The following is a 22,210-nucleotide window of genomic DNA, read 5'->3' on the forward strand; positions in this document are numbered from 1 at the left end:
ACGCCCGACAGCACCCGCACGAACCGCTCGACGATCCGCTCCACCGTACCGTGGTCGAACAGGTCGGTCGCGTACTCGACCAGACCCTCGATCCCACCCCCGGCCCGCTCGGTCAGCTCGAAGGCGAGGTCGAACTTCGCCACGCCCGCGTCCACCCGGTCCAGGCCGGCCTGGATCCCCGGGAGTTCGAAGCGGGCCTGCTGGTTGTTCTGCAGGACCAGCATCACCTGGAACAGCGGGTGCCGGGCCAGCGAACGGTCCGGGCTGACCGCGTCCACCAGCCGCTCGAACGGCACGTCCTGGTGCGCGAACGCCGCCAGGTCCGACTCCCGGACCCGGCCCAGCAGCTCGCGGAAGGTCGGGTCGCCCGACGCGTCCGTCCGCAGCACCACCGTGTTCACGAAGAAGCCGACCAGCTCGTCCAGCGCCTCGTCGGAGCGGCCCGCGACGGCGCCGCCGATCGGCAGGTCCTCCCCCGCCCCCAGCCGGTTCAGCAGCGTGGCCAGACCGGCCTGCACCACCATGAACAGCGTCGACCGCTCCGTGCGCGCCAGCGCCAGCAGGCCCTGGTGCACCTCGGCCGGCACGGCGAACGGCACGTTGCCGCCCCGGTAGGTCGCCACCGCCGGACGCGGCCGGTCCGTCGGGAGTTCCACCTGCTCGGGGGCGCCAGCCAGTTCACTCTTCCAGAACTCCAGCTGCCGGGCGATCACGCTCTCCGGGTCGCCCTCCTCACCGAGCAGCTCGCGCTGCCAGAGGGTGAAGTCGGCGTACTGGACGGGCAGCGGCGCCCACTGCGGGGCCACGCCGTTCAGGCGGGCCGCGTACGCCGCCGCGAGGTCCGCACCCAGCGGCGCCAGCGACCAGCCGTCCGCGGCGATGTGGTGGATGGTCAGCAGCAGCACATGGTCGGTCTCGCCGATCGCGAACAGCCGGGCGCGCACCGGGATTTCAGTCTCCAGCTCGAAGCCGACCCCGGCGGCCGCCGACAGCGCCCCCGTCAGCTCCGCCTCGGCGGTCTCCTCGACCGTGAACTCCGGCGCCACGCCCTCCAGCACCCGCTGGTACGGCACGCCCCCGTCCTCGGGGAACACCGTGCGCAGGCTCTCGTGCCGCCCGACCACGTCCGCCAGCGCCTGCGCCAGCGCGGCCCGGTCCAGCGCGCCCGAGAGCCGCAGCGCGTACGGCAGGTTGTAGGTGGCGCTCGGCCCCTCCAGCCGGTGCAGGAACCAGAGCCGCCGCTGCGCGTACGACAGCAGCACCCGCTCCGGCCGGGCGGCCAGGGCCTCGACCGCCGGGCGGGCGGTGCCCGCGTCGGCGAGCCGCGCGGCCAGGGCCACGACGGTGGGCGCCTCGAAGACCGTACGGACGGCGAGTTCGACGCCGAGCGCCGCCCGGACGCGGCCGACCAGGCGGGTGGCGAGCAGCGAGTGCCCGCCGAACTTGAAGAAGTCGTCGTCGATGCCGAGGTCCGGCACGCCGAGCAGGTCCGCGAACATCGCGCAGAGCAGTTCCTCGTGCGGCGTCCGGGGCCGCCGGGCCGTCCGGGCGGCGCCGAAGTCGGGCGCGGGCAGGGCCTTGCGGTCCAGCTTGCCGTTCGGGGTGATCGGGAACGCGTCCATCCCGACGAACGCCGCCGGAATCATGTGGTCCGGGAGCAACTCACCGATGTACGAACGCAGTTCTGCTTCCTCCGGCAGCTCGTCGCCGGCCGCCGGGATCAGATGGGCGACGAGCATCTTGTCGCCGTGCCGGTCCTCCCGGGCCACCACGGCGGCCTGGGCGACGGACTCGTGCCGGGCCAGCACCGACTCGATCTCGCCGAGCTCGATCCGGAAGCCGCGGATCTTCACCTGGTCGTCGACCCGGCCGAGGTAGTGCAGCAGGCCGTCCGCGTCCTGGCGCACCAGGTCGCCGGTGCGGTACATCCGCGTGCCGGCCGGGCCGTACGGGTCCGCGAGGAAGCGCTCGGAGGTCAGACCGGGGCGGCCCAGGTAGCCGCGCGCCAGGCCGTCGCCCGCGAGGTACAGCTCGCCGGTCTCGCCGTCGCGGACGGGCCGCAGCGCGGCGTCCAGCACCCGCACCCAGGTGTTGCGGATCGGCCGCCCGATGGCCGGCCGGCCGCCGCCGACGGTCACCTCGGCGGTGGTGGACCAGATGCTGGTCTCGGTCGGCCCGTAGACGTTGGTGACGCGGTCGCCGAGCCCGGCCATGGCGTCGGCGAGCGCGGGCGACAGCGCCTCGCCGCCGACCATCATCTGCAACCCCCGCAGGGAGTCCGGCTGTTCGGCGGCCATGGCCTGGAAGAGCGCGGGGGTGGCCTGAAGGTGGGTCACGCCGGCGCCGGCGATCAACTCGGCCAGCCGGGCCGGGTCGCGAACGGTCTCGCGCGACGCGATCACCACGCCGGCGCCGGCCAGCAGCGGCAGGTAGTGCTCCAGTTCGGCGATGTCGAAGGCGATGGTGGTGACGGCGGCCATCCGGTCCGTCTCGGCCATCGGGAAGAGCTCGGCCATCCCGAGCAGGAGGTTGAGCAGCCCGGAGCGCTGGATCACCACACCCTTCGGCCGCCCGGTGGAGCCCGAGGTGTAGATCGCGTACGCCGGGTTGGTGGGGTGCAGCTTCCTCCCGGTCAGCGGACCGGAGGGCAGCTCCTCGGCGGCGGCCAGTGCCTCGTCGAGGTACAGCACGGGCGCACCCGCGTCCGGCATCCCGAACTGACGATCCGTCAACACAATTGCGGGCGAGGATTCCTGGAGGATGTAGCTGACCCGGTCCGCCGGGTAGTCCGGGTCCAGCGGCACGTACGCGGCGCCGGTCTTGAGCACGGCGAGCAGCACGACCATCTGGTCCACCGTGCGGGGCAGCGCCACCGCGACGAACCGCTCGGGACCGACCCCGTGCCGCACCAGCAACCGGGCGAGCCGGTTGGTCCGGGCGTCCAGCTCGGCGTGGGTCAGCTGCCGCCCGCCGCTGAGCACGGCGACGGCGTCCGGGGTGCGCGCCGCCTGGGCCGCGATCAGGTCGGTGATGTCGGCGGCGGGCAGGGGCACCCGGGCGTTCCCGGTTTCGGACATGGTTTATCCACCCTCGAACGGTTCGGTGTTGCGTCAGGAGGAGCTGCGGGCACGGCCCGGGCCAACGGGCCGGGGCCGAGGTCAGAGACCCCGGGCCTCGAGGGCGCGCAGCTCGTCGGCGAGGATCCGGCCGATCTCGGCGAGCGCACCGGGCTTCATCAGGTCGTTGTGGTTGCGCTCCAGGTAGTACGGGGTGATCCGCCCGGCCACGTACGGGCTCCAGGTGTCCGGGGTGGGCGAGATGTCGACCTTGTCGCGCGAGGCGACGATCACCACCGCGTCCCCGCCGTACCGCGCGGGCTCGAACTCGTGCACCAGCTCGCGGTTGTTGGCGTAGACCCGGCCGATCGCCTCGATGTGGTGCCGCTCCAGGCTGGCCAGCGAGCTGCCGAGCTTGCGCAGCAGCTCGACCACCTGGTCGAACTCCAGCGGCTTGCGGCCGAGTCGGCGCCGGTCGTAGCCGACCCAGCGCAGCAGGTCGGCCAGGATCTCCTGCTCGCCGAGCTCGGCCAGGGTCTGGCCGGGATAGGTGTCCAGGATGGCGAGCAGCCCGACCTGTTCGCCCTCGCGCTCCAGCTGGGAGGCGATCACGTGGGCCGCGATGCCGCCGGAGGAGTAGCCGAGCAGGTGGTACGGCCCGGTCGGCTGGACCTTGCGGATCTGCCGCAGGTAATCCTGCGCCATCTCCTCGAAGCTGCCCGGCAGTTCGCCGCCGCCGTCGAGGCCGCGCGCCTGCAGGCCGTAGACCGGGTGCCCGGCGCCGAGGTGCTTGATCAGCCCGGCGTAGCACCAGCTGAGCCCGCCGGCCGGGTGCACGCAGAACAGCGCGGGGCGTTCGCCGTACGGCCGCAGCGGCAGCAGGACGTCGAGCGGGTCCTCGCTGCGGCTGTCGTCGTCGAGCCGTGCGCCGTACAGCGCCGGGGTGGGGGCCTCGAAGAGGCTGCGGATGGTGAGCTGGACGCCGAAGGTCTCGCGGACGCGGTTGATCAGGCGGGTGGCGAGCAGGGAGTGTCCGCCGAGGTCGAAGAAGTTGTCGTCGACGCCGATCCGGGGCAGGCCGAGCACTTCGGCGAACAGCTCGCAGACGATCTCCTCGCGCGGGGTGCGCGGGCCGCGCGAGGAGACGGCGGCGGCGAGGTCGGGTGCGGGCAGGGCCTTGCGGTCGAGCTTGCCGTTGGGGGTGACGGGCAGCCGGTCGAGGGTGACGAGGGCGGCGGGCACCTGGTGGTCGGGCAGCCGGGCGGCCAGGTGGGCGCGGACCTCGGCGTGGTCGGGGGCGGTGCCGGGGACGGGCACCAGGTAGCCGACCAGCCGGCGGTCACCGGGGCGGTCCTCGCGGGCCAGTACGGCGACCGCCGCGAGCTGCGGGTGCTGGGCCAGCACGGCCTCGATCTCGCCGAGTTCGATCCGGAAGCCGCGGATCTTCACCTGGTCGTCGGTGCGGCCGAGGTAGCGCAGCGCGCCGTCCTCGCCCCAGCTCGCGAGGTCGCCGGTGCGGTACATCCGGGAGCAGGGCGGGCCGTACGGGTCGGCGACGAAGCGCTCGGCGGTCAGGCCCTGACGGTCGAGGTAGCCACGGGCCAGCTGGACACCGGCCAGGTACAGCTCGCCGGGCGCGCCGGGGGCTGCCGGGCGCAGGCCGGCGTCCAGGACGTAGACGCGGGTGTTCCAGACCGGACGGCCGATCGGCACCGGGCCGGGACGGTCGGCGCACGGCCAGGCGGTGACGTCGACGGAGGCTTCGGTGGGGCCGTACAGGTTGTGCAGTTCGGTGCCGGGGAGCAGGCCCAGGAGCCGGCGCTGGGTCTCCTCGGGCAGCGCCTCGCCACTGGTGATCACCCGGCGCAGGCCGGTGCACCGGGCTGCGGCCGGCTCCTGGAGGAAGACCTGGAGCATGGACGGCACGAAGTGCGCGGTGGTGACGCCCTGCTCACGGATCAGCTCGGCGAGGTAGGCCGGGTCCTTGTGGCCCTCGGGCCGGGCCAGCACCAGGGTGGCGCCCTGGATCAGCGGCCAGAAGAACTCCCAGACGGAGACGTCGAAGCCGGACGGGGTCTTCTGCAGCACCCGGTCGTCGGCGCGCAGCCCGTACGCGTCCTGCATCCAGAGCAGTCGGTTGACGATGCCCCGGTGCGGGACCAGGACGCCCTTGGGGCGGCCGGTGGAGCCGGAGGTGTAGATGACGTACGCCGGGTGGTCCGGGTGCCGGCGGACGGCCGGCGGCCCGGCGGGGCACTCGGCGAGCCGCGGGGCAAGGCCGGGGTCGTCCAGCAGCAGGTGCGGGACGGGAAGGTCGGCCGGGAGCCGGTCGTGGACGGCCGTGGTGGTGAGCAGCAGGGTGGGCCGGGCGTCCGTCAGCAGCAGGTTGATCCGCTCGGCGGGGTAGTCCGGGTCGACGGGCAGGTAGGCGGCGCCGGTCTTGAGCACGGCGAGCAACGCGACGACCAGCTCCTCGGAGCGGGGCACGGCGAGGGCGACCCGCCGCTCGGGACCGGCGCCGCGCCCGGCCAGCAGGTGGGCGAGCCGGTCGGCACGTTCGTGCAGTTCGCGGTAGCTGAGGGTGCGGCCCTCGAAGGCGAGCGCGACGGCCTCGGGGCAGGCGGCGGCCCGGTCGGCCAGCAGGTCGGTCAGGGTGGCCGGCGGGACGTCGTGGGCGGTGTCGTTGTGGGTGTCGAGGACGAGCTCGCGCTCGGCGGCGCCGAGCAGGTCGGTGCGGCCGACCGGCTGCTCCGGACCGGTGGCGGCAAGGTTGGCCAGGAAGCCGAGGAAGCGGTCCTGGTGGGCGGCGAGTTCGGCCTCGGTGTACAGCTCGGGGTTGGCGTCGAAGTCGACTTGGAGGCCGCGGCCGTCCGAGCGGTCGTAGACGATCATCGAGAGGTCGTCGGAGGGGCCGATCGACAGGTTGTGCACGACGGCTCGGTGCGGCCCGAAGCACAGGTCGTAGTCGAACATCATGATGTTGATCTCGGGCCCGGTGAGCCGCTGGTCGTCGGCGAGCAGCCGGCGGTCGCGGCGCAGGTCCTCGTAGCGGTAACGCTGGTGCTTGAGCGCGCCGCGCAGTTCGGCGCTGACCTGCCGCAGGGCCTCGGCGTGGGTGGTGGCGGGGTCGATCACGATCCGCACCGGCACGACGTTGGAGACCATGCCGGGCAGGGTGCGGGCGGCCCGGCCGAGCCGGGTGGCGACCGGCAGGCCGAGCACCACCTCGGCGGCACCGGTGGCGCGCTGGAGGTAGAGAGCGGCGGCGGTGGCGACGACGGCGGGCCAGGTGGCTCCGGCCTCGCGGGCGGTGTCGCGCAGCGCGTCCAGGTGCTCGGCGGGCAGGAAGGCGGTGCGGCGCACCAGTCCGTGCGCAAGGACGGGCTTGCGCGCGGCCAGGCCGGCCGGCTCCGGGCAGTCGGCGAGCTTGTCGGCCCACCAGTCGCGGTCCTCGGTGAACAGCGCGGAGGCCCGGTACTCCTGGTCGGCGGCGACCAGGTCGGCCAGCGGGCCGAACGGGTTCGCCGGGCAGGGCTCACCGGTGGCGAGCGCGGTGTAGACCTCCGCGGCGCGCCGGGCGAGCAGGGCGACGGTGAAACCGTCCACCACCACGTGGTGGTAGCAGTAGAACCACAGGTGCCGTTCGGCGGCGACCTTCAGCAGTTCGAAACGGAACAGCGGGTCGCGGCCGGGATCGACGGGGACGGCCATGGCCTGGCGCATCCGGGCGAGGGCGGCGGCCTCGGGATCCGGCTCGCCGGTGAGGTCGACGACCTCCAGCACCCGGCCGGGCACCGGCCCGACCGTCTGCCACAGCTGCTCGCCGTCCTGCTCGATCCGCACCCGCAGGGTCTCGGCCTCGGTGACCACCTGCCGCAGCGCGGTCTCCAGCAGCGCCGCGTCGACGCCGCCCCGGATCTCCAGGTATTCGGCGGCGTTGAAGACCGGATTGTCGGGGTCCAGTTGCTGGGCGAACCAAATTCCCGCCTGAGCGGCTGTCAGGGCTGTCCTGTCTCCGCCGAACATGCTTTTCGTTCCACCCCTGGCCGTCGTTTCGAGCGGGATCGAACCGCTGTCGCGGAATCCCGGAAATCGAATTCTTGGGAGATTCGTCATAGGCCCCGGGACGGCCCGGCAATGTCTCGCAGGAAGCCGACAGGTCCGTTCGGGGCAGCTACGGACCACTGTGGCACTCACGAGGGGGGGTCACAATCCTCGGTGCATCAAGCTGCCAACGGGGGGCCGAACGGCCCCCGGCGCGCGTCCGGATCCGGCATTCCCATGCACGACGACGCCCGGCCCGCGCGAAATGCACGGGCCGGGCACGAGTTCGCCGGGGATCATTCCCCCATCGCCGTGACCAGGCTGCGGGGGCGCATGTCGATCCAGTTCTCGTTGACGTAGTCCAGGCACTCCTGCCGGCCCGCCTGACCGTGCACGACCGTCCAGCCGGCCGGCACCTCGGCGAAGACCGGCCACAGCGAGTGCTGGTTCTCCTCGTTGACGAGGACGTAGTAGGAGGCGCTGTCGTCCTCGAAGGGGTTGGTGGCCATGGTGTCGGGTTCCTCTTCCGTTGATGCGGGCTGGTGGTGGTGCGGTGCGGTCAGGCGGTGACGCCGGTGGCGGTGCGGGCCCGCACCGAGGCGACGAAGCCGGGCAGCCGGTCCACACCCCAGAACTTCTCGAAGCCGTCGATGAAGTACGGCACGCCGAAGACGCCGTCGCGGTGCACCGCGGCCAGCGCGGTCAGGCCGCGCTCGCGGACGGCCGGGTCGGCGCTCGCGCCGCCGAGCAGGTCGGGGTCGAGGCCGAGCTCGGGGCCGAGGGCGGCGATCACGGCAGGGTCGGAGATGTCCAGGCCGTCCTGCCAGCGGGCGCGGTAGACCCGGTCGATGAACTCCCGGCCCCGGCCGTGCTCCTCGGCCACCAGGTAGGCCAGGTGGGAGACCTCCCAGCGGGGTTCGCGGTCCACCGGCCAGACCATCTCCAGCTCGCGCTCACGGGCGAGCCGCCGGACGTCCTGAAGGATGTACAGGTGCTTCTCCCGGGACATCGGGACGTACGGCAGCCGCACGCCGCTGTGTTCCAGGTGCTCGTGGTGCTGCTCGTCCGGCTCCCAGAACGGCAGCCACTGGACCGCCTCGGCGACGTCCGGGTAGCGCCCGATCAGGTCGCGGTAGGCCATCCAGGAGTACGGGCTGCGGAACGAGAAGTACCAGCGCGGCGGTTTGCGCGCCATGGTGCCGCCTCTCTCGGTGGTTCGGCTGGTCAGATGGTGATGCCGCCGTCGATCTGCAGCACGGCGCCGGTGACGTACTGCGCTCGGTCCGAGACCAGGTAGCCGACCAGGTCGGCGACCTCCTCGGCCCGGCCCATCCGCTTGAGCGGGATGGACGCCATGACGTCCTTGAGCGCCCGGCCCTCGATGGCCGCCGTCATGTCGGTCTCGATGAAGCCCGGCGCGACGGTGTTGACCCGGATCCCGTACCGGCCGGTCTCCTTGGCCAGCGCGCGGGAGAAGCCGATGATCCCGGCCTTGGACGCCGAGTAGTTGGACTGGGTGGCGTGCCCGTACACCCCGGCGACCGAGGAGATGTTCACGATGGCGCCGGACTTGCGCTTCATCATGCCGAACACCACGGCGCGGCAGACGTGGTAGACGCCGCCCAGGTTGGTGTCGATGACCTCCTGCCACTGCTCGTCGGTCATCAGCACCAGGGGGTTGTCCCGGGTGATGCCGGCCGCGGTGACCAGCGCGTCGACCGGGCCGAGGTTCTCCTCGACCTCGGCGACCAGCTCGCGCACCGGGGCGGCGGCGGTCACGTCCGTCTTCCGGGCCAGCACCCGGACGCCGGTCTGCGCGGCCTCCTCCTCCAGCCGGCGCGCGGCCTCCTCGTCGGCCCGGTAGCAGAACGCCACGTCGAAGCCGTCCCGGGCCAGCGCCAGCACGGTGGCGCGGCCGATCCCGCGCGATCCCCCGGTGACCAGCGCCACCCGCGAGGTGTTCTCCTCCATCGCTCCTCCATCGGTGTCGTGGGTCGACTTCACGCCTCTGCCCCCGGGTTCGGGCGCAGCACCTCGGCCGGTCGCATCGCGACCACCACGGAGCCCACGGTCAGAACCGGCCGGCCGGCGACCAGGCTCTCGCCCTCGAAGATCACGGTGTCGCCGACCGCGCGGGAGATCCGCACCCGGTGCTCCAGGACGTCCCCAGGCAGCACCGGGTGGTGGAAGACCACCCCGGACATGCTGCCGAACAGCATCACCTGCCCGGTGAGCACGTCGGGGTTGGGGTCGTCCCAGGTGGCGAGCAGCCCGGCGCTCTGACACCAGGACTCGACCAGCAGCGACTGCGGGTAGCCGAAGCCTTCCTCGGGGGTGTCCGGGCCGAGCTCGGCGTACCAGGGCTCGTTGCAGGTCACCGCCTTGACCGCGGTGAGGTGCCGGCCGGGTTCGAGCTCGAGCACCCGGTCGACCAGCAGCATCGGGAAGCGGTGCGGCAGCCGGGCGCGGATCTGCGCCTGTCCGGTCATCGGGTCACCTCGCCGGTGTAGCGCAGCCGCAGCTTGGCGGCGTCACCGCGGGGCGAGCGGATCACCGCGCGGCACTGCCGGCCGCCGTCCTTCTCGCGCCAGTCGAGCTCGACGCCGAGGACGTCGCCGGGGTAGACCGGGCCGGTGAACCGGGTCGACTCCACCTCGGCGAGCTCGGGTACCGGGTCCGTGTCGGCGGCGGTGGCGAGCACCGCGGCGTGGGTGAGATCGAGCAGGCAGACCCCGGGGAAGATCGGGAAGCCCGGGTAGTGGCCGGGCAGCACCGGCTCCCCGGCCGCGACGGTGAACCGGACGGCGGCGCGCGGCCAGTCCGCCGCGACCACCTCGACCGGACCGGCCAGCGGTGTGGCCCGCGCCGGCACCGGGCGTGCGGTGGCGAGCACCATCAGCTCGCCCGCACCTTCGCCAGCAGCAGTTCGTACGCCTTGGCGAGGCAGGTGAACTGCTTCAGCTCGGTCTCGGGGATCTTCACGCCGTACTTCTTCTCCAGCACCACGACGACCTCCAGGGCCATCAGCGAGTCGACCTCCAGGTCGTCCATGAAGTCGGCGTCGTCGGTGAGTTCGTCCACCTCGATGTCGAGGACCTTCGCGACCACCTCGCGCAGCTCCTCCAGGTCCAGCACAGCGAGCGGTGCGCTCGTCATCGGTCGGCCCTCTTTCTTTCCGTTGATGCGTTGTTGGCGTTCGTTCGGCTGACGGGAATCGTCAGCGCAGGCCCAGCACGGCGCAGCCGACCGACCCGGCGCGGTCCACCGAGGTGATCAGGCCGATCTGCCCGGCCGCGGCGCCCGCCCGGTCCTCGGCGTACGCGAGCAGCGCGGCTGCCTGGAAGGCGGCGGCGGCCGCGCCGGTGTCGCCGATCAGCTCGGCCGGGGTGAGGTCGACGGCATCCGCGCCGCCCAGCACCTCGTGCAGAGCGGCGCACTCCGCGTCGCCCTCCGGCCCGGGGGCCCCGGAACGGGCGACCACGGCCACCCGGCCGGGCTCGATCCCGGCCTGGTCCAGCGCCCGGCGCAGCGTCCGGGCCAGCGCGGGCCGGACGTCGCCATCCAGGGCCACGCCGAGTTCGACGGCCAGCACCTCGGCCAGCACCGGCTGTTCGGCGCCCTCGTCGGCCGGCGGTTCGACGAGCAGGACGGCGCAGCCCTCGCCGAGCGCGGCCGCGCCGGCGCCCTCGGCGGCGTGGTGCTCCAGCCAGGCGCGGGCCGCGGAGAACTCCTCGGCCGCGCCGCACAACACGGTCTGCGCCCGCCCGGCGCCGAGCAGGCGGCGGGAGTAGCTGAGTGCGTGCAGGCCGGCCACCCGGCCGCCGGCGATGGTCGCGTTGGGGCCCTTGAGCTGGTACCAGATGGCACACTGGCCGGCGGCGCAGTTCATCACGGTGTTGGGGAACTTGGCCGGGTCGACGAAGAACGGCATCTCGCCGGTGAAGGAGTCCCGGGTGAAGTCCAGCATGCTCTGGGCGCTGCCGGTGGTGGTGCCGAGGGCGAGCGCGGCGCGCTCGCCGGTGCCGACCGCGCGGTTGCGCCCGCCGTCGTCGAGCAGCGCGCCGACCGCGGTGACGGCGAGGCCGGTGACCCGGTCCATCGACCGGGTGCCCTTGCGGCCGAGCACGGTGCGCGGGTCGAAGCCGGGGACGACGCAGGCGGTGCCGTCGGAGGTCCGGGCGAGTTCCGGTGCCAGGGCGGTCGCGGTGGCGCGCCGTTCGCGCAGGCCCTGGGCGAAGGCGGCCCGGCCGATCCCGAACGGCGACACCGCCGACCAGGCGGTGATGACCGGGCGTCGCGCGCCGGTCCGGGTGCTAGTCATACCCGCTCCGACTCCTTTCGGTTTGGTTCAGTGCGGTTTCGGTGGGGTGAGCGGGGCCCGCGCTCGGGCCCCGCGCTCACAGGAAGCAGACCATCCGGTACTCCGGCCAGCGCAGGGCGAGTTCGCCGTCCGCCGCGATCCGCACGCCGTCCAACAGCACGCCGTCCAGCGGGCCGGTGAAGCCGAAGGCGGCCAGCGCCGACTCCTCGACCCAGACCCGTACCCCGGCCTCGATGAGCGTGCGCAGGCCGCTCCGCGGGTCGGCGAGGGTGGTGACGGTGGTGTCGCCGAGCCGCAGCTCCGGCAGCGGCCGGGCCCGCACCGCATGGGTGGCCGCCTGGCCGCGCAACAGCACGTCCAGGCCGCCGAGTTGGCGGTTCAGTTCGGTGGCGAGGTAGAGCGCGTCGAAGAACTGCTTCTCCAGCGCGCCCCGGTGGGCGCGTTCGACGACGGCCAGGGTCCGACCCTCGGCCGATGACTGACTGTCCATCAGATCACTCCGACCATGACGGTCTTGTCGGCCGCCGCCACGTTCGCGGCGTAGCCGGCCGGGGGCCTGAGGACGACTTCGGGCAGGTGGTCGACGGCGCCCCGGTCGTCGCTGCAGAAACGGCAGCCGTACCAGTACAGCCGGTCCGGGTACGCGCGGAGCATGCTCCGGACCAGCCCCACCGTGCTGGGGTACGAGGTGTTCCAGTCGGCGAGGTTGCGCGGCTTGTCCTCGCCCAGGCCCTGCTGGGTGATCAGGGTCGCGTAGCCGCAGGTCCAGATCTGGACGCTGGCTCCGCGCTCCAGCACGGCCTGGGCGAGGCGCAGCACGGTGGTGACCTTGTCGTCCGTGTGCGGGGTGCCCATCAGGGTGATGAGCAGGTCGGTGGGCGGGATGCGGCGGGCCATCAGTGCCACACCACCTTGACGTCCGGGTCCAGCATCCACTCCGCCATCTCGCCCATCCCGGTGACCCGGACGGTCGGGCGCAGCGCGCGCCCGTCCAGGCCGCGCTGGGTGAGCGAGAAGTCGTCGGCGACCAGTCGGCCGCCGGCCCGCTGGAAGTCGTCCAGGGTGGCGTCGCTGCCCGGCAGGGCGAGCGCGACGCCGTCCTGGACGAGGAACATCAGAACGGGTCGGCCCGCCTCGGCCTGGGCGAGCGCGTCGCGGCGGAAGCCCGCCTCCTGCGGGGCGCTGTGGCCCTGGCTCTCGACCAGCAGGTACCACGGCGTGCCCGGCCCGACGGTGGCCCAGGCGTCGGTCACGACTCCCGCACCTCGCCGTTGATCGCGTCCACGACGCGCTGGTCGAAGTTGACCAGGCTCCAGTCACGGCGGTTCTCGATCACCGCGTAGCCGTGCACGATGCTGCCGGTCGCGGTCTTGACCAGCGCGCCGTCGCGCAGCACGTAGAAGTCCATCCGCGAGGTGTAGGTGAAATCCTTGAAGACGTCCTCGACGGAGTAGACGATGTAGAGGTCCTCCTCCATCAGCGCCTCGTCGAGGATGCGGATGTCGGAGCGCGGCACGACCGGGATCCACTTGCGGTCGTCCAGCAGGGTCTTGATGGAGATGCCGCGGTCGGCGACGAAGCGGTCCTTGCCCTCCTCCATCAGACGCAGGTAGCCGGACATCTGGATGCGCTCGGTGAAGTGGCAGTACGGGTACGGGATGTTCCACTTCCACGCGTAGGCGTTGCGGCCCTCGGTGAGCGCGGCCAGGATCTCCTCCTCGGCGGGCGCGGCGGCCGGCTCCTGCCGCTCCAGGTCGTCGCCGAGCTTGGCGACGGCGAAGCGGGCCAGCTGCTCCGGGACGTCGCCGGCGGCCTCCAGGTAGGTGTCGATCCGCAGCGAGACCCGGACCTTGGACGTGACGGCCTTGTGGACCTCGCCGTTCCGCTCGAAGCGGATGGTGACCTTGAAGCCGATCGTGCCGTCCTCGTCCTTGGTCCACGGCACGACCTCGGCCTCGGCCACATCGTCCATGTGGAAGGCGTGCAGGATGCGGGTGTCGATGGTGACCAGGTCCAGGCCGAGGCCGTACTCCTCGTACAGCGCGCGGGCCGGCAGGCCGGCCTGCCGGAAGTGGTCCAGCACGGCCTCCTCGACGAGGTAGTTGACGTGCTTGAAGCCGATCCAGGTGCAGATGTTGGACCCCTCGTAGCGGGGGCGGACCTGCGTGGTGCTGACGGTGGTCAGCAGCTCCTTGACGGTGGTGTCGGTCACGATGGTCATCAGTGGTGCTCCAGGACTGTCCGGGGGCCGGGCCCGTGCTGCGGGTCTCCGGCCGGGATCGAGTTGAGGAACTCCCGGATCTCGGCGGCGAATTCCTCGGGCCGCTCGATCATCGGGAAGTGCCCGGTGGGCAGGACGCGCAGCCGGGCGTCGGGCAGTGCGGCCGCCAGTGCCCGGGCCTCACCGGGCGGCGCGGCGAAGTCGCGCCCGCCGCCGAACACCAGGCACGGGACGGCGATCCGGCCGGTCTGCAGGCCGGGGGTGCCCAGGTAGAGGTCGAAGAACCGGAGCCAGCCGTACGGCCCGATCCGGTCGCGCACCCGGTGGGCCATGGCGCGCTGGATGTCCGCGCCGAGCCGGCCCCCCGAGTGGGCCCTGAGGCCTTCCTCCAGGATCAGGTGGAAGTCGTTCAGGTAGTAGCTGATGGTCGGCCAGTCGAAGTCCTCGGCCGAGCCCCGGTAGAACGGGGAGACCAGGACCAGGGCACGGATCCCGAAGCGGGTGAAGGGGTCCGTGCCCCGGCGGCTCTCCCGGTCGAGCAGGTCGAGCAGCACGTTGGCCGACATCGAGTGGGCGACGACGACCTCGGCGCCGCCCGGCACCAGCCGCAGCGCCTCGGCCAGCCAGTGGCCGAGCTCGGGGCCGCGCGCCCAGTCGTCCACGCCCTCGCCCCGCCAGGGGAGTTGGGCGGTCCAGAGTTCGTGGCCGGCCGCCAGCGGGCCGGCGCAGGTGTCCCAGACGCTGGCGTTGGCACCGAGGCCGTGCACCAGCAGGGTGCGCCGCCCGCTGCCCGCCAGCTTCCGGACCACGACGGGCGCGTTGCCGTCGGTGGGCATCAGGGCGTCCCGGGGGCCAGCAGCGCCAACCCGGCGCCGGCGTCGGCGCCGGCGCCGCCGGTCAGCGCGTACACCGGACCGCTGCCGCCGTCCTCGAACCAGCCGACGGCGGCCGCGCACTGCACCACGCCGAGCGCGCCGGAGGCCTCGCCGCAGTGCTCGGGCAGCCCGGCCCGGGGAACCCCGGGCAGCAGGGCGGCGTCGAGCCCGGCCGGTGCCTCGCAGCGGGCGGGCTCGCCCTCGGCGGCGAGCCGGTCCAGGACGTCCCGGACGGCGCCGGCGCGGGCGTAGCCGCCGAGCACCGCGCGGACGGTGCCGCCCCGCGCGTGGACGGCGTCCTCCCGCTCGAGCAGCAGGGCCGCGCCGCCGTCGATGCCGGGGTGGCCGCCAGTGAGCCGGCGGACCACCTCGCTGTCCGGTTCGACGCCGAGCACCAGCATCCGCTCCGCCCGGCCGGCCCGCAGCAGGGTGGCCGCCCAGTGCACGGCGTCCAGGCCGGAGGTCGGGCCGTTGCAAACCATCAGGTTGGGGCCGCGCAGCCCGTGCCGGATCGCCACCGAGGAGGCGATGACATTGCTGGAGGCGTTCGGCAGGTCCATCGGGCTGGTACCGGTGACGGTCTCCGCGCGGATGGTGTCCAGGGCGCGGGTGACGGTGTCCAGGTTGCCGAAGTTGGAGCTGGCGACCACGCCGGTGCCGGCCGCGGTGCCGTCCTCGCCGGTGAGCCCGGCGTCGGCCAGCACGAGGGCTGCCAGCGCGTACCCGAGTTGGGTGGCGCGGTCCTTGTAGCGCAGTCCCTTGCGGCCGACCAGGTCGGCCGGGACGACGGCGGGCGCGCCCTGCTCGGGGCCGGCCAGCAGCGCCCGCACGGAGTCCGCGCCGGGCAGCAGGACGGCGGCGCCGCTCACCACGACGGTCGCGCTCACCGGCCGGCCTCCACGATCGCGACGGCGTTGATCCCGCCGAAGCCGAAGGCGTTCAGCTGGGCCACCCGCAGCTCTTCGGTGGCGGCCTCGCCGATCACGAAGCGGAACTCCGCGGCCTCGTCCACCGGGTCCTCCAGTCCCACGGTCGGCGGGACCCGACCCTCGTTCAGGGCCCGCAGGCCGATGATCAGGTTGAGCAGACCGGACGCGCCGGAGGTGTGCCCGGTCATCGACTTGACGGCGGTGACCAGCGGCCGGCCGGCGTCCGCACCGAACACCTCGGCCAGCGCGGTCGCCTCGGCCTCGTCGTTGAGCAGGGTGCCGGTGCCGTGCGCCATCACCAGGTCGACGTCGGCGGGCCCGACCCCGGCGAGACGGTGGGCGGTGCGCATCGCCTCGGCGATGCCGGCCGCGTCGGGCGCGGTGACGTGGTAGGCGTCGCAGTTGACGGCCACGCCGCGCAGCCGGCCGTGCGCCGGGCGCCCGCCGTCCGTGCGGCGCAGCACCACGGCGCCGGCACCGTCTCCCATCAGCACCCCGGTGCGGTTGCGGTCGAAGGGCCGCACCCGGTCCGGCGGGGCCGGGTGGACGCGCTCCAGCAGGCCGTACATGCTCTCGGTGAGCACGTCCACGCCGGCCACCACGACGGTGTCCGCCCCGCCCTGCTCGAGCAGGTCGGAGCCGAGCGCGAGCGCGTACAGCGAGGCGGAGCAGGCGTTGGAGAAGGTGTGGGTGTGGTCGGCTCCGAACCGCTCGCGCAGCGCGGTGCCGAAGTGCAGCCCGGCGTCGGAGAACTTGGTGTCCTCGCGCCACCAGAGTTCGGCCGAGCGCAGTTCGCGCAGGCCGGTGCCGATCAGCACCGGCACGCCGCTCAGGTCCTCGTCGAGGCCCGCGTCCCGCACGGCCTCGGCGATCGCCGCGCTCAGCAGCTCGGTGGCCCGGCCCGGCTCGTCCTGCCCGGGCTCCGGGCGGTCGTCGACCTCGTAGGCGTACTGGGCGCGGAACCGGCTGCGGTCGAAGCCGCGCAGTTCGGCCCGGCCGGTGCGGCCCGCGCACAGGCTCTCGAAGAGCTCGTCGACGCCGCGGCCGGTGCTGGCCACCGCGCCCATGCCGGTGATGGCGTGGCTCAGCACGGGCTCTCCTCCTGTCCGTCGTACTTGCCGAGGAGCACCACCGCGTTGTTGCCCCCGAAGGCCAGGCCGTTGTTCTGGACGATCCGCAGGTCGGCCTCGACGGCCTCGTTGGGCACGCAGTCCACGTCGCACTCCGGGTCGGTGGTGACGTGGTTGATGGTCGGTGGGACGAAGCGGTTGGCGATAGCCAGCGCGCAGCCGATCGCGGCGAGCGCGCTGGCGGCGCCCATCGAGTGGCCGAGCATCGACTTCATCGAGACGGTGCGCGGCGCCTGCGCGCCGAACACCTCCCGGATGGCGGCGACCTCGGTGACGTCGTTGGCCTTGGTGCCGGTGCCGTGCGCGGAGATCAGGTCGACCTCCTCGCGCTTCACCCCGGCGTTCTCCAGGGCCAGTTCCATGCACCGGGCCAGGCTCGCCTGGTTCGGCGCGACCTGGTGGTACGCGTCGCAGTTGAGCCCGTAGCCGAGCACCTCGGCGTAGATCCGCGCCCCGCGGGCGAGCGCGGACTCCAGGCGCTCCAGGACGAGCACGCCCGCGCCCTCACCGGTGAGGATGCCCTTGCGGTCGACGTCGAAGGGCTGGCAGCGGTCCGGAGCGATGGTGCCCAGCCGGTAGAAGCCGGTGAAGGTCTTGCGGCACATCGCGTCGGCGCCGCCGCAGAAGGCGAACTCCGCCTCGCCGGAGCGCACCGCGTCGAAGCCGTTGCCGATCGCGTAGTTGCCCGCCCCGCAGGCGGTGGGGACGGTCACCGCCTCGACGTTCTCCAGGCCCAGTTCCTGGGCGACGGCGGCCGACAGGCGGCCGGCCGGCACCCGGCGGGCGGCCGCCGGGTCGATCTGTTCCGGGCCCGACTCCAGTTCGGCCTGGACGAGTTGGTCCAGGTCGTAGGACTCGCCGTCGGTGGTGCCGATGGAGATCAGCCCGCGCCGTTCGCGCAGTTCGCCCGCGTCCAGGCCGGCGTCCTCCAGCGCCATCCGGGCGGCGGCCACCGAGAACTGGGTGGCCCGGCCGAGCTGTTCGGCGTCGAGGCGGCGGACCCACTCCTTCGGGTCGAAGCCCACCACCTCGCAACCATTGGCGTGGGCGTACCCCTCGGTGTCGAACACCGTGATGGGCTTGGCCCCGCTCCGTCCTTCGCGCAGCCCCCGCAGGAACTCCGCCGCCCCCAGCCCGATGCTGGAGACCACACCGAGCCCGGTGAGGACCACCCGGTGCGGCCCTTCCCCCTCCGGGTCAACGCCGTTTTGTGCCGACATTCCGACCTCCCGATCCGCCTGACTGCTGGCCTGCCGCCCGTGCCCGCACGGGCCGACGGCTACCAGCCGGCCGGCTCCGCCACGACCGCGTAGACGCCGTCCAGGTTGACCATGCGGGGCAGCTCGGTCTGGTTGATGACGACGCCGAACTCCTTCTCCAGCGCGGCCAGGATCTCGATCGCGCGCAGCGAGTCCGCGCCGTGGTCCTCCTTGAAGAGGCTGGTCTCGGTGACCTCGTCCTCCTCGATCTCCAGGATGTCGCAGACGATTTCCTTGATGGTCGCAAGGCGGTCGGCACGCGTGCTGGTGGTCATGATTCCGCTACCTCTCGAGTGACGCGAATGAACGCGAAATTAAGTCGGATGAAATCGGATGCGCCGGTGAATTCGAATGCACCGGGCCTGCCGGCCGGACGGGTCGAATTCGCGCCGGGATTCCGCCGGGGCTCCGCAGGACAATTTCTAACAATCCTGTTCGAGTGCCCGCAAGAACCGCTGCAGCAAGCTGCCAGGGCCGCCCGGCCCCGGTCCGGCGGGGGCCGGAACTTACCGGACCAGGCCCTCGGAGAGCCGGACGGCGGCGTCCGTCAGGGCGCCGGCGAAGCGCAGGGCCGGGGTCCGGGTCAGGGTCGCCACCGGCCCGTCCAAGGTCACCGCGGCGACCACCCGGTCGCCGAGCCCGCGCACCGGCGCGGCCAGCGAGGCGACCCCGGCCTCGCCCGCCGCCAGGCTCTGCGCCCAGCCCTGCCGGGGCACCCCGGGCGGGTCAGGCCGGTGATCTCGGTCAGGGTCCGCAGTGAGGCCGGGCCGCGGGCCGGCGCGCCGAGCAGCTGCGAGGTCTTGTCGAGGACGCCGACCCCGCTGGTGTCCGGTCCGGCCGCCGCTCGGCCCGCCGTCGTGCCGGTCATCGGTTCAGGCCAGTCTTTCGGCCAGGTCGCGCACCAGCGCGTCCCGCTGCCGGTTCAGGTAGAAGTGGTCGCCGGGCAGCACCACCAGCTCGAACCCGCCGGCGGTCACCTCCGACCAGCCCCGCAGGTCCTCCGGCCCGACCTCCGGGTCACCGTCGCCCAGGTAGCCGGCCACCGGGCAGTGCACCGGATGCCCGGGCTGCGGGTGGTAGGTGCCGACGATCCGGAAGTCTGCCCGGATGGCGGGCATCACCAGCTCGTACAGGTCGGGATCGGCCAACAGCTCCGCGTCGGTGCCGCCCAGTCGGCGAACCTCCTCGACGATCGCCCGGTCACCGCCCAGGTAAACCGGCTTCGGCCGGACCAGGTGCGGCGCCCGGCGGGCCGAGACGTAGAGGCCGTACGGGCGCACACCATGCAGCCGCTCCAGCCGCAGCGCGACCTCGTACGCCAGCGAGGCGCCCATGCTGTGGCCGAACAGGGCGATCGGCAGGTCGAGTTCGGGCAGCAGGGCGGCGGTCAGGGCGTCCGCGAGCTCCGGCATGCTCTGCGCGCAGGGTTCGGCGATCCGCTCCTGGCGGCCGGGGTAGCGGGCGGCCAGCAGCTCGACGCCGGGGCCGAGCCGGCCGGCCCAGGGGTGGAACAGGCCGGCCGAACCGCCCGCGTGCGGCAGGCAGACCAGGCGCCGGGCGGGCCGGCCGTCCGGCGCCGGATGACGGCGGAACCAGCTGCCGGGGCGGGCGTCGGGGCCGGTCATGCCAGCGCCTCCCGGGCGGCCAGGGCGGTCAGGGCCTCCGGGCCGTCCACCGCAATCACCTCGGTGTCCGGGCGGATCCGGCGGATCATCCCGGTGAGCGTGCGGCCCGGGCCGAGCTCGATCAGCCGGGCGCAGCCCAGCCGATCGGTGAGGGTGCGCACGCTCTCCTCCCAGCGCACCGGGGAGGTCAGCTGGCGCACCGCCAGCTCCCGCCAGTCGCCGTCCCCGTGGTACGGCCGGGCGTCGGTGTTGGCGACCACCGGCGTGTGCCGGGCCGCGAACCGGACGTCGGCCAGGGCGTCGGCCAGCCGCTCGGCGGCGGGCGCCATGAACGGGCTGTGGAAGGCGCCGCCGACCGGCAGGGTGATCAGCTTGCCGCCGATGCCCGGCGCCTCCAGCGCGGCCCGCTCCACGCCCGCGCGCGAGCCGGACAGCACCACCTGGCCCGGGGCGTTGACGTTCGCCACCCAGATCGGCACCCCGGCCGCGCGCAGCCCGTCGACCAACTCGGTCACCCGCTCCAGCGGGGCGGCGACCAGCGCGCCCATGGTGCCGTCCGCCGCCTCGGCCGCCGCGCGCATCGCCCGTCCGCGCGCGGCCACCAGAGCGGCGCCGTCCGCCAGGCTGAGCGCGCCGGCGGCGACCAGCGCGGAGTACTCACCCAGGCTGTGTCCGGCGCAGCCGGCCACGCCGGTCAGCAGGCCGGCCCGGCGGGCCTGGTCGTGGGCCACCATCGTCACCCCGAAGACCGCCAGCTGGGCCAGGTCGGTGCGGCGCAGCCGCTCGGCGTCGGTGCGCAGCAGCAGTTCCTCGACGTCCTCGCCGGCGTGCCGGGAGATCTCCTCCACCAGCGCCCAGGACTCGGTGTCGCGCCACGGCGCGCCCATCGCCTGCCGTTGCGTCCCCTGCCCGGGGAACACCAAACCGATCGGTTCCGGACTCACGGATCCACCCTCCACACCCTGTGTCGGCGCCGGACCGGACCGGACCGGCGCGTGCCCGGGCGGAGGCCCGGACCCCTCACGGGGAATCGGGGCCGCGGGCCTCCGCCATCGGTTCCGTCGGGCCGCTCGCGTCCTGCACGGCGGGGCCGGGGTGGGGCCCCGTCAGGGACCCGGGCGACACCGACGGGGAATTCCGCTCCCGGGTGCCCGAAATTCGCCGGGGCACGGCGTCGGGCGGAATTCCCGGACCATTTCTAACCGCCGCCGGTGGCGGGCCGCAACGGCGGCTACAGGAAGCTGCCAGGGGCCGGGCCGGAATTCCGGGCCGGGGGTTGTTGCCCGACAATGTTCCGGGACCCGGCGAAAACGCGACCGACCCCCCAGTGCCGGGGCACCGGGGGGTCGTGACGCCCGGGATCTACCGGAGCAGGCGCGGCGCCGCGGGCAGGCCGCCCGTGGCGTGGCGGCCGGCGTCCTCCACCGGGCGGCCCGTGATCTCCCACGGCCGTTCCGCCGGCCGACTGCTCTTCGCTGCCGGCGGCCCGGGGTGGCCCGGGTGTTGCGAGTTGACCGGGAGCAGGCCCAGTTCGAAGGCCCTGGCCCCGGCCTGGAACCGGGAGTTGGCGCGCAGCAGCTCCATGATCTCGGCGACGTACCGGCGGTAGGTGCGCACCGAGACCGACAACTCGCGGGCCGCCACCTCGTCGGTGACCCCCGCGTTCAGCCAGCCCAGGATGCGGACCGCGAACTCCGTCCGGGCCCGGTCGCCGAAGTCGACGTGCTCGCTGGCCGGTACGGCGTGCCGCCACACCCCGGTGAACAGGGTGTACAGCGTGCACAGCAACGAGGCGGCCCGAATCACCGAAGCCTCGCGCGTGCCCGCCGTCGACTCCACGCACACCAGCGCCGACCTGTCGTCGACCAGGACGGCCTCCAGCATCGGCATCCTGGCCAGCCGCACCTCCAGCTGCCGCCCGCGCGCCGAGTGGACCCGCAGGAACTCGCGGTCGAACGTCGCGGGCGGACAGAGCAGCCGGAGCTTCACCCCGTCGCCCTTGGCGGACAACAGCCCGTGCAGCGCACGGTGGATCGCCCTGGCGTGCACCACGTCGCTCGCGAAGATCACGTCGACCGACCGCTCGGCCCCCGCGATCATCTCCCCGACCGTGTCCAGCACCGTGCCGTCGTCCGCCGGCACCAGCACCACCGGCGACTGGCTCGCCCTGCGGTCGCGGTGCCTGGCCACGGTCGCTTCGACGAGGGTGCGGACCTCCAGCAACGCCTGGACGACCTCGTCCCCCACTACTGCAGCACCGGCCGTCGGCGGTTGCTCGTCCCGAGGCAGTATCAAATCCATCAACGCACCAGCCTCCACAGCGGGCTCCGGAATTCCGGCTGACCGTCATCTGGAGATCCGAATACGACTAACAAGCTGCTCATTGACATCCCCGTCATGTCCGGCTGAACTCCGGTGCTCCCCGGCTCGACGAACGCGTCGTCCAGGTGATCCCGGTCACGTTGGGATCCTCCGCCCCGAAAAACTCCCCAGTCAGATCATTTGACTACGGAGCGTATCGCTCTCCCCCCGCCGGCCACGCGCGCGGGCGGCGATCCCGTGATTGGGCGACGAAAAGACGACGGGAGGTGAACCGGGGTGATCATCCCGAATTCGAGGCGAACGCTAACGCTCACGCCGATGCTCCGTCAACGCACTCGCGGTCGGTGAACGATCAACAAAAATTTCTCCGGATAAGACCGCTAACAGAACGTCAACCTCCCTGGTAGTGGCTTCCGGGGCAACATACG

Annotated in this window: 22 protein-coding genes; all 22 read right to left on the reverse strand. The window is 73.2% G+C overall.

The genetic code is table 11. The features are described from left to right. The coding region (locus tag ACFVVA_RS11780) for an amino acid adenylation domain-containing protein (protein ID WP_387688305.1) at positions 1-3,077 on the reverse strand (3,077 nt) is incomplete at its 3' end. A gap of 81 nt (positions 3,078-3,158) precedes the next feature. Then, the gene (locus ACFVVA_RS11785) at positions 3,159-7,082 is read right to left on the reverse strand and encodes an amino acid adenylation domain-containing protein (RefSeq protein ID WP_387688307.1); all 3,924 of its coding nucleotides are present in this window, start codon (positions 7,080-7,082) and stop codon (positions 3,159-3,161) included. Between the two features lie 314 nt (positions 7,083-7,396). Further along, on the reverse strand, positions 7,397-7,609 hold the full coding sequence (locus ACFVVA_RS11790) for an MbtH family protein (RefSeq protein WP_363383325.1): 213 nt from the start codon (positions 7,607-7,609) through the stop codon (positions 7,397-7,399). 50 nt (positions 7,610-7,659) lie between these two features. Beyond that, positions 7,660-8,295 carry a DsbA family protein gene (locus tag ACFVVA_RS11795; RefSeq protein WP_363383327.1) on the reverse strand — a complete coding sequence of 212 codons (636 nt, stop codon included), beginning with the start codon at positions 8,293-8,295 and terminating at the stop codon, positions 7,660-7,662. A gap of 29 nt (positions 8,296-8,324) precedes the next feature. Next, positions 8,325-9,071: a 3-oxoacyl-[acyl-carrier-protein] reductase gene (gene fabG, locus ACFVVA_RS11800; RefSeq protein ID WP_387688310.1), complete on the reverse strand. Its 747-nt coding sequence runs from the start codon at positions 9,069-9,071 to the stop codon at positions 8,325-8,327. Positions 9,072-9,100: 29 nt separating this feature from the next. After that, a complete protein-coding gene (locus ACFVVA_RS11805) occupies positions 9,101-9,589 on the reverse strand; it encodes a beta-hydroxyacyl-ACP dehydratase (RefSeq protein WP_363383330.1) in 489 nt (162 codons plus the stop codon). After that, a complete protein-coding gene (locus ACFVVA_RS11810; RefSeq protein WP_387688312.1) occupies positions 9,586-9,996 on the reverse strand; it encodes a hypothetical protein in 411 nt (136 codons plus the stop codon). The genes ACFVVA_RS11805 and ACFVVA_RS11810 overlap by 4 nt, the downstream gene beginning before the upstream one ends. Then, positions 9,996-10,256, reverse strand: coding sequence for an acyl carrier protein (locus tag ACFVVA_RS11815; protein WP_387688314.1), 261 nt, complete (start codon positions 10,254-10,256; stop codon positions 9,996-9,998). Before ACFVVA_RS11815 ends, ACFVVA_RS11810 begins: the two co-directional genes overlap by 1 nt. Before the next feature lie 61 nt (positions 10,257-10,317). After that, positions 10,318-11,421, reverse strand: a complete 1,104-nt coding sequence (locus ACFVVA_RS11820; RefSeq protein ID WP_387688316.1) for a beta-ketoacyl synthase N-terminal-like domain-containing protein — start codon at positions 11,419-11,421, stop codon at positions 10,318-10,320. A gap of 76 nt (positions 11,422-11,497) precedes the next feature. Next, positions 11,498-11,911 (reverse strand): hypothetical protein, encoded by a 414-nt coding sequence (locus tag ACFVVA_RS11825; protein ID WP_387688318.1) that lies wholly within the window; start codon positions 11,909-11,911, stop codon positions 11,498-11,500. After that, positions 11,911-12,318, reverse strand: coding sequence for a hypothetical protein (locus tag ACFVVA_RS11830; RefSeq protein WP_387688320.1), 408 nt, complete (start codon positions 12,316-12,318; stop codon positions 11,911-11,913). Before ACFVVA_RS11830 ends, ACFVVA_RS11825 begins: the two co-directional genes overlap by 1 nt. After that, positions 12,318-12,674: a hypothetical protein gene (locus tag ACFVVA_RS11835; protein WP_387688322.1), complete on the reverse strand. Its 357-nt coding sequence runs from the start codon at positions 12,672-12,674 to the stop codon at positions 12,318-12,320. Before ACFVVA_RS11835 ends, ACFVVA_RS11830 begins: the two co-directional genes overlap by 1 nt. Further along, the gene (locus tag ACFVVA_RS11840) at positions 12,671-13,642 is read right to left on the reverse strand and encodes a hypothetical protein (protein WP_387688324.1); all 972 of its coding nucleotides are present in this window, start codon (positions 13,640-13,642) and stop codon (positions 12,671-12,673) included. Before ACFVVA_RS11840 ends, ACFVVA_RS11835 begins: the two co-directional genes overlap by 4 nt. Beyond that, a complete protein-coding gene (locus ACFVVA_RS11845) occupies positions 13,642-14,478 on the reverse strand; it encodes an alpha/beta fold hydrolase (protein WP_387688326.1) in 837 nt (278 codons plus the stop codon). The genes ACFVVA_RS11840 and ACFVVA_RS11845 overlap by 1 nt, the downstream gene beginning before the upstream one ends. After that, complete coding sequence (locus tag ACFVVA_RS11850) at positions 14,478-15,404, reverse strand: beta-ketoacyl synthase N-terminal-like domain-containing protein (protein ID WP_387688328.1); 927 nt, start codon at positions 15,402-15,404, stop codon at positions 14,478-14,480. Before ACFVVA_RS11850 ends, ACFVVA_RS11845 begins: the two co-directional genes overlap by 1 nt. Next, positions 15,401-16,534 carry a beta-ketoacyl-[acyl-carrier-protein] synthase family protein gene (locus ACFVVA_RS11855; RefSeq protein WP_387688748.1) on the reverse strand — a complete coding sequence of 378 codons (1,134 nt, stop codon included), beginning with the start codon at positions 16,532-16,534 and terminating at the stop codon, positions 15,401-15,403. The genes ACFVVA_RS11850 and ACFVVA_RS11855 overlap by 4 nt, the downstream gene beginning before the upstream one ends. Beyond that, positions 16,531-17,796 (reverse strand): beta-ketoacyl-[acyl-carrier-protein] synthase family protein, encoded by a 1,266-nt coding sequence (locus ACFVVA_RS11860; RefSeq protein ID WP_387688330.1) that lies wholly within the window; start codon positions 17,794-17,796, stop codon positions 16,531-16,533. The genes ACFVVA_RS11855 and ACFVVA_RS11860 overlap by 4 nt, the downstream gene beginning before the upstream one ends. 59 nt (positions 17,797-17,855) lie before the next feature. Continuing rightward, the gene (locus tag ACFVVA_RS11865; RefSeq protein ID WP_363383345.1) at positions 17,856-18,110 is read right to left on the reverse strand and encodes an acyl carrier protein; all 255 of its coding nucleotides are present in this window, start codon (positions 18,108-18,110) and stop codon (positions 17,856-17,858) included. Between the two features lie 231 nt (positions 18,111-18,341). Further along, complete coding sequence (locus ACFVVA_RS11870) at positions 18,342-18,551, reverse strand: IclR family transcriptional regulator C-terminal domain-containing protein (protein WP_387688332.1); 210 nt, start codon at positions 18,549-18,551, stop codon at positions 18,342-18,344. Positions 18,552-18,707: 156 nt separating this feature from the next. After that, positions 18,708-19,460: a thioesterase II family protein gene (locus tag ACFVVA_RS11875; RefSeq protein WP_387688334.1), complete on the reverse strand. Its 753-nt coding sequence runs from the start codon at positions 19,458-19,460 to the stop codon at positions 18,708-18,710. Further along, on the reverse strand, positions 19,457-20,404 hold the full coding sequence (locus ACFVVA_RS11880) for an ACP S-malonyltransferase (protein WP_387688336.1): 948 nt from the start codon (positions 20,402-20,404) through the stop codon (positions 19,457-19,459). Before ACFVVA_RS11880 ends, ACFVVA_RS11875 begins: the two co-directional genes overlap by 4 nt. Positions 20,405-20,822: 418 nt before the next feature. Further along, the gene (locus ACFVVA_RS11885; RefSeq protein WP_387688338.1) at positions 20,823-21,761 is read right to left on the reverse strand and encodes a transcriptional regulator; all 939 of its coding nucleotides are present in this window, start codon (positions 21,759-21,761) and stop codon (positions 20,823-20,825) included. Positions 21,762-22,210: the final 449 nt, after the last annotated feature.

Origin of the sequence: Kitasatospora sp. NPDC058048 (assembly GCF_042885555.1) — a bacterium.
GTDB lineage: Bacteria > Actinomycetota > Actinomycetes > Streptomycetales > Streptomycetaceae > Kitasatospora > Kitasatospora lactacystinica.

Bases quoted from the DNA above. Each gene is read 5' to 3' on its own strand.
- ACFVVA_RS11785 (WP_387688307.1), bottom strand. From the start codon at position 7,082: ATGTTCGGCGGAGACAGGACAGCCCTGACAGCCGCTCAGGCGGGAATT.
- ACFVVA_RS11790 (WP_363383325.1), bottom strand. From the start codon at position 7,609: ATGGCCACCAACCCCTTCGAGGACGACAGCGCCTCCTACTACGTCCTC.
- ACFVVA_RS11795 (WP_363383327.1), bottom strand. From the start codon at position 8,295: ATGGCGCGCAAACCGCCGCGCTGGTACTTCTCGTTCCGCAGCCCGTAC.
- fabG (WP_387688310.1), bottom strand. From the start codon at position 9,071: ATGGAGGAGAACACCTCGCGGGTGGCGCTGGTCACCGGGGGATCGCGC.
- ACFVVA_RS11805 (WP_363383330.1), bottom strand. From the start codon at position 9,589: ATGACCGGACAGGCGCAGATCCGCGCCCGGCTGCCGCACCGCTTCCCG.
- ACFVVA_RS11810 (WP_387688312.1), bottom strand. From the start codon at position 9,996: ATGGTGCTCGCCACCGCACGCCCGGTGCCGGCGCGGGCCACACCGCTG.
- ACFVVA_RS11815 (WP_387688314.1), bottom strand. From the start codon at position 10,256: ATGACGAGCGCACCGCTCGCTGTGCTGGACCTGGAGGAGCTGCGCGAG.
- ACFVVA_RS11820 (WP_387688316.1), bottom strand. From the start codon at position 11,421: ATGACTAGCACCCGGACCGGCGCGCGACGCCCGGTCATCACCGCCTGG.
- ACFVVA_RS11825 (WP_387688318.1), bottom strand. From the start codon at position 11,911: ATGGACAGTCAGTCATCGGCCGAGGGTCGGACCCTGGCCGTCGTCGAA.
- ACFVVA_RS11830 (WP_387688320.1), bottom strand. From the start codon at position 12,318: ATGGCCCGCCGCATCCCGCCCACCGACCTGCTCATCACCCTGATGGGC.
- ACFVVA_RS11840 (WP_387688324.1), bottom strand. From the start codon at position 13,642: ATGACCATCGTGACCGACACCACCGTCAAGGAGCTGCTGACCACCGTC.
- ACFVVA_RS11845 (WP_387688326.1), bottom strand. From the start codon at position 14,478: ATGCCCACCGACGGCAACGCGCCCGTCGTGGTCCGGAAGCTGGCGGGC.
- ACFVVA_RS11860 (WP_387688330.1), bottom strand. From the start codon at position 17,796: ATGTCGGCACAAAACGGCGTTGACCCGGAGGGGGAAGGGCCGCACCGG.
- ACFVVA_RS11865 (WP_363383345.1), bottom strand. From the start codon at position 18,110: ATGACCACCAGCACGCGTGCCGACCGCCTTGCGACCATCAAGGAAATC.
- ACFVVA_RS11875 (WP_387688334.1), bottom strand. From the start codon at position 19,460: ATGACCGGCCCCGACGCCCGCCCCGGCAGCTGGTTCCGCCGTCATCCG.
- ACFVVA_RS11885 (WP_387688338.1), bottom strand. From the start codon at position 21,761: ATGGATTTGATACTGCCTCGGGACGAGCAACCGCCGACGGCCGGTGCT.